Raw genomic sequence first — 4,980 nt, forward strand, 5'->3', positions numbered from 1 at the left:
CCATCGTGTGCTCCAACATGTCTCAGAAAAAATAGTTCGCTATCGTACACTCAGAGTTCTGTGTAATGGGATGGGCTCAACCAAGTCGAGATCTGGTTCGGCATTCTGACCCGACGTCTACTCAAGCGCGGACGGTTCTCATCTACCGAGTAGCTTAAAGCGCGGATCCTCGAATTCATCGACTTCTTCAATCAGACTCTCGCCACGCCCTTCCGCTGGACCTACATCGGCAAGCCACTGATGGCGTAAATTAACCAGTGAATTTGAGGTGCAAGGTAGTAGGGCCGCGTTAGCGACCCCTTGCCGCTTTGAGCGGCTCACGAATTTAAAGCCCCAGGCTCTGCCGGGAGATGGTTACTACGCGCTCGCCCTGCCGCCGCCATTCTTCACTCTGGAATGAAGCGCCGCAACGATGGCTCGATCTGGCGCGCGAAATCGGACAGGACCGCATCCTTACCCTTTAGATCATCGCCAAGTGGCGCCTCGATCGTGAGCCTAACCAATGCGCCGTCCGTTCGATTCCCCGTGAGCGCATCCCAGAACAGATACCACTTCACCAGATACTCGTTCGTCATCACCCGTCCACGCTGCTGGAACCAGTAATAGACCAGCAGACGTTCATCGCCCATCTGAATCAGAGAGCGGTTGACCCGCAAGGGTTGATTGCCAACCTCTGCGCCGGAAACGTCTCGCTGGGAGAAATCCTGGATACGCCAACCACCCCCAGGCAGGCAGCTCTTGGGGGAATGTACAGTAGCACCGTTACGCTGTGATCCGTAATAGGCGACGTAGAGATTGATCGAAGCGCCTGCGGGATCGCGATAATCGGCCAGCAGATAGTCGTCGAATTTCAGTGCATCGATGTAGATCTGGTCCAACTGACCGCGTTGGCCATGCCATTCTCCGATATCCGATGGGAAGAATACGAACTCGGCCCGCTGAGGCTTGATCTCCTCGCGGTCGGGAAGGATGAAAGATATCGCCAGGGTGGCCAGAAGCATCGGAAGCACCGCATAGAACGACCAGGTTAGGCGGCGCTGGGTGATTTTCTCCGTCACAGAGATTGGCTCGGGTCCATCGATCGCGAAGGCATCGGCGAACGAGGCGCGATCAGGACCGATTTTGGCGAGCAGCCACATTTCGAGCACCAAGATCGCTGCGCATGCCATGAATACGATCCAGCCCTCGAAGTCATGAAGGAAGCCTTCCGCCATGCCGATTCCCTGATAATACACCAGGATTCCAATGACCCCGATTCGAAAGCTATTCATCAATACGGTAATCGGGATCGTCGAAAGGAAAAGCGCCGTCTTTTTCCAAAATGCGCCTTTGAAGAGTATCGCCGCGATGAAGCCAAGCGCAGACAGCGGAAAAAGATATCTCAATCCGCTGCATGCTTCGACGACCTGTAATTGATAATTCCCGAGATCGATGACATTGCCTTCTAGAAAGACAGGGATGCTGAAAATTCGAATGACCGAAACGCCAATTTGTGATGATATGAGCTGGAGTTGGGATGAGAGGTTGTTATATAAAAAGTTTGGCAGCGGTACGATAAATAAAAGAACTAAGTAAGCTGGAAGTATGACTCGAAATGCCTTCCATCCCATAATTGAGAGCAGTAGTCCACCAAGGGTTAGGAAGAAACCGTACTGTACGACGGTGATGATCGTGCCGAGTTCCCCCGCCGTATATGCGAGTAACCCGAATGCCGCTAGTAACACTCCGATGCAGCTTGGTTTTAATGGCGTTTGGGCGAGCTTAGATGACCGCTGCCAGACCAAAAAGGCGGAAATAAAAGGCAGCATGTAGGCATGGCTATACTCCTCGCCTCCCCACTTATTTATCATGTCTTCTAGGCCGTTCGAGAAAATGATGGGAAGCAAAGCGATGGCGAATACCAAAAGTCCCCACTGCCATACTTGATGCCTTAAGCTGATGGATGGGTGGTGTGATGTGTCGACAGCTGATGAGGACGTTAGGGTTTTGTTTGGCAAAATGATATCTCCTTACGTAGTCGGCTTTGGCCAATTTAAGCCGTTGCCGCGAGTTGATCGAGCAAGCGATCGAGCCGCTTGGCAGAAATTAGGACCCGGTCGGGCGCCAGGGCAATCGCATCACGTTTTCCTAATGTTCGAGGATTTGGACGTTGATGATTGTGCAGTGGATTTCGGCGCCTCGAAGAGCAATTTCTCCAGATAGGCCTCGTTCCAAGCGGCCTTCAGGCGCTTGCTCTGGATGCCGAGCTTGGTGTCGTCGTGCTTGAGACGGGTCAAGGCAACGCGCCGCATCACGGCCAGATTCTCGCGGGCATCGGGATCGCGCACGCGCGAGGCATCCTCATTGAAGGCGACATCGAGACTCCAATGCAGCTCGTTCTCCACGCCCCAGTGAGCGCGCACGGCACGGGCGAAAACCGACACGTCGTTACCGGTGTTCGCGATGTAATAACGCGTCTCACGCGACGTCACCCCATGGATCTCGCGCTCGGACTCGACCATGCCGATCATATTCAACGCCGTCCAGCCGGCGCTACGCGACACGCCGGAGAGATCGCCGAGGGTGCGATAGCGGCGTGTCTCGCGCCGCCCATGTCCCTGCTCGACGGTTTCCAGGAACTGGGAGTCCAGTCCGACATACTCGCGGGCGTCGGCGTCGATGAAGGCCTCCTCAACCTCGGTGGCCAAGGTGCTCTGGTTGCCCTTGAGCGCGAGGACGTAATCGGCCCCTTGATCGATGATCTGGGCCGCGATCTTGGTTTGGCAACCCATGGCGTCGATGGTCACGATACAGCCCTGAATCAGCAACAGATCCAACAGCTTGGGGATGGCCGTGATTTCATTGGACTTGGCCTCGGTGGCGATCTGTCCGAGCACCAGGCGATTGTCTGCCGCCCAGGCACTAACCAGATGCAGCGCCCCCAGCCCCTTGCCCCGATCATGCGAGCGGCGCAACGTCTTGCCATCGATGGCGATCACTTCGCCCGGAAGGATCTCACGTAGCGTCGCCACCCAGTCTCGAAAGCAGGTCTCGAACACCTGCGGATCGATCAGACTGAACACCCGCCCGAAGGTATCGTGCGCGGGGATCCCGTTGGGCAGTTCCAGGAAACGTTCCAGCCATGCCTGCTTGGCACGTCCGAATTCGGCGATTTGCACCCAGCCATCGGCCCCGCAGAGCACACCGGTAATGGCGATCGCGATCATGTCGTTGAGCCGATGGCGTTGCTTGATCGCACAGCGCGGATCTTCCAGCGTCGAGAAATGGGTCAACAAGGATCGATCCGAGGGCATTTCCGGCATGGTGGACTCTCGCAAGGGCAACAAAAAACGGGCGCGCGAGTCTGGGGCAATCCGGCTATTCAGTCCAACAGTATTCGGTAATATTTTGATGCGATCGCCCTGGTCGGGCTCTGACGTTGAGTCGCTGTAATTGTCCTCGGCCCAGAGGGTGCGGCGCACCAGGGCCAGGCAGTCCGAGAAGGTCGCCTGCGGCTTGAAGTACCAGGCGGTGGAGCGTGCCAGGGTGTCCCAGCGCTCGCGCCACTGATAGACCATCAGACACGCGAGCGAGAACAGCGCCAGCAGTACAGGCGTGGTCCGGGCGATGGCCAAGTCGCTCCATTGACACGGGGTTTCCACAGCGAGATGGCGGGGTGTTTCCTCGCAGGTAACCTCCAGCGACCAGCGCCAGACGAACAGTTCGACAATGCGTGCCGGCGTCATTGTCAAATCGGTGCTGAGAAAGGCCTGGGTCGGCAGTTTGCCTTTGGGATCGGCGACCAGCACCCAGCGAATCGGCAGCGGTGGCCAGCCGCTGCGGTGCCACAGGCAGACCGCACTGAGGACGCGCAGGCGTTTAGGATTTCCGTACCACTGAACCGTGACCTCCTCGCCATGATCGCGCGCCTCGTCGACCTGGGTGTGCAGCTTGGCCAAGGCGGCGCCCTTCTTGGGCTTTGGGCCGCGTCGTCCGGGCGCGACCGGTTAGGGAAAGGCGAACAGACGGGCATCGAGACGCAGGCGGGTGATCAAGGTGAGTGCTGCCTTCAAGTAATGTCGATTAACACGGCTGAGCACCGAACTGATCGATCTTGTCCCAGAATTGCACCCAGCGCCCGGTGGACTGCACGAGCGCACGCAGGCTTAACATGATCTTGGCTCCCTGGTGCTTCCAACGCATGCTGGTGCCACAGAGGCGTTGCTTGACCAGCGTCTTGCAGGCGACCTCGACCACACCGGAGTCGATCGGCAGTTTCTTGGCGAGATGGCGGGGGTAGTCCATGCGTGCGTGCTGGTTCGTGAAGTGCCCTGGTCGGACGGGTGAACAGGGAGGCAAAGGGCTGCAGAACAGATACAATCGAGGTTGGCAGAGGGCGCATCGGCGGGCACGTCTGGGGTTTTGGTCGACTCAGACGATACCGCCCGTAGCCCTCTGTCGCCAACCCATTCGTCACCATCACTAGGGCCTGTCATCAATTAAGTAGGACGCATGCTGAGGCCAAGTGCACACCGGCGAGAAAGTTGCGAGACAGCTTATCCTGACACTGAGGGGTGGCAATCGCTCTGAACTGCTTGATCTTCGAGAAAAAGTTTTCAATCAGATGGCGCGCTTTATACAATTCCTTGTCGTAAGCGCGTTGGACCAGGCGGTTGCGCTTCGGTGGAATCACCGCTATCGCCCCGCACGCTTCCAACACATCAAGCACCCGCTCATCCGCATCATAGGCCTTGTCCGCGAGCAGTGCTTCGACCTCCAGATCGACCAGCAAGTGATCGGCACCGACCAAATCCGAGGCCTGTCCTCCCGTCAGATAAAAACCCGTCGGGTTACCCAAGGCATCGGTTCGAGCATGAATCTTCGTGCTCAATCCGCCTTTGCTGCGCCCGATGGCTTGCTCTCCTTTTTTTTGGGAGCTCCTGCACTGTGTTGATGAGCGCGCACGATGGTGCTGTCGAGCATGGCATATAGCCATCTAAT

At 57.1% G+C, this 4,980-nt stretch carries 4 protein-coding genes; all 4 read right to left on the reverse strand.

Annotated elements, in window-relative coordinates; genetic code table 11:
- Positions 1–386: 386 nt before the first annotated feature.
- The 4 genes from xrtD to THIDRDRAFT_RS22780 all read right to left on the reverse strand — a co-directional run bounded on the left by xrtD (position 387) and on the right by THIDRDRAFT_RS22780 (position 4,975).
- The gene (gene xrtD / locus THIDRDRAFT_RS22765; protein ID WP_007043288.1) at positions 387–1,997 is read right to left on the reverse strand and encodes a VPLPA-CTERM-specific exosortase XrtD; all 1,611 of its coding nucleotides are present in this window, start codon (positions 1,995–1,997) and stop codon (positions 387–389) included.
- Positions 1,998–2,117: 120 nt separating this feature from the next.
- Complete coding sequence (locus THIDRDRAFT_RS22770) at positions 2,118–3,293, reverse strand: ISAs1 family transposase (protein WP_139058882.1); 1,176 nt, start codon at positions 3,291–3,293, stop codon at positions 2,118–2,120.
- Between the two features lie 769 nt (positions 3,294–4,062).
- Positions 4,063–4,284: a hypothetical protein gene (locus tag THIDRDRAFT_RS22775; RefSeq protein WP_007043290.1), complete on the reverse strand. Its 222-nt coding sequence runs from the start codon at positions 4,282–4,284 to the stop codon at positions 4,063–4,065.
- A 190-nt stretch (positions 4,285–4,474) separates the two neighbouring features.
- Positions 4,475–4,975 carry an IS5 family transposase gene (locus THIDRDRAFT_RS22780; RefSeq protein ID WP_007043291.1) on the reverse strand — a complete coding sequence of 167 codons (501 nt, stop codon included), beginning with the start codon at positions 4,973–4,975 and terminating at the stop codon, positions 4,475–4,477.
- Between the last annotated feature and the right edge of the window lie 5 nt (positions 4,976–4,980).

Source organism: Thiorhodococcus drewsii AZ1 (assembly GCF_000224065.1).
Classification (GTDB): Bacteria; Pseudomonadota; Gammaproteobacteria; order Chromatiales; family Chromatiaceae; genus Imhoffiella; species Imhoffiella drewsii.

What these genes read in the sequence shown, in the direction of transcription:
- THIDRDRAFT_RS22770 (WP_139058882.1), bottom strand. Translation starts at nt 3,293, where the DNA reads ATGCCCTCGGATCGATCCTTGTTGACCCATTTCTCGACGCTGGAAGAT.
- THIDRDRAFT_RS22780 (WP_007043291.1), bottom strand. Translation starts at nt 4,975, where the DNA reads ATGGCTATATGCCATGCTCGACAGCACCATCGTGCGCGCTCATCAACA.
- THIDRDRAFT_RS22775 (WP_007043290.1), bottom strand. Translation starts at nt 4,284, where the DNA reads ATGGACTACCCCCGCCATCTCGCCAAGAAACTGCCGATCGACTCCGGT.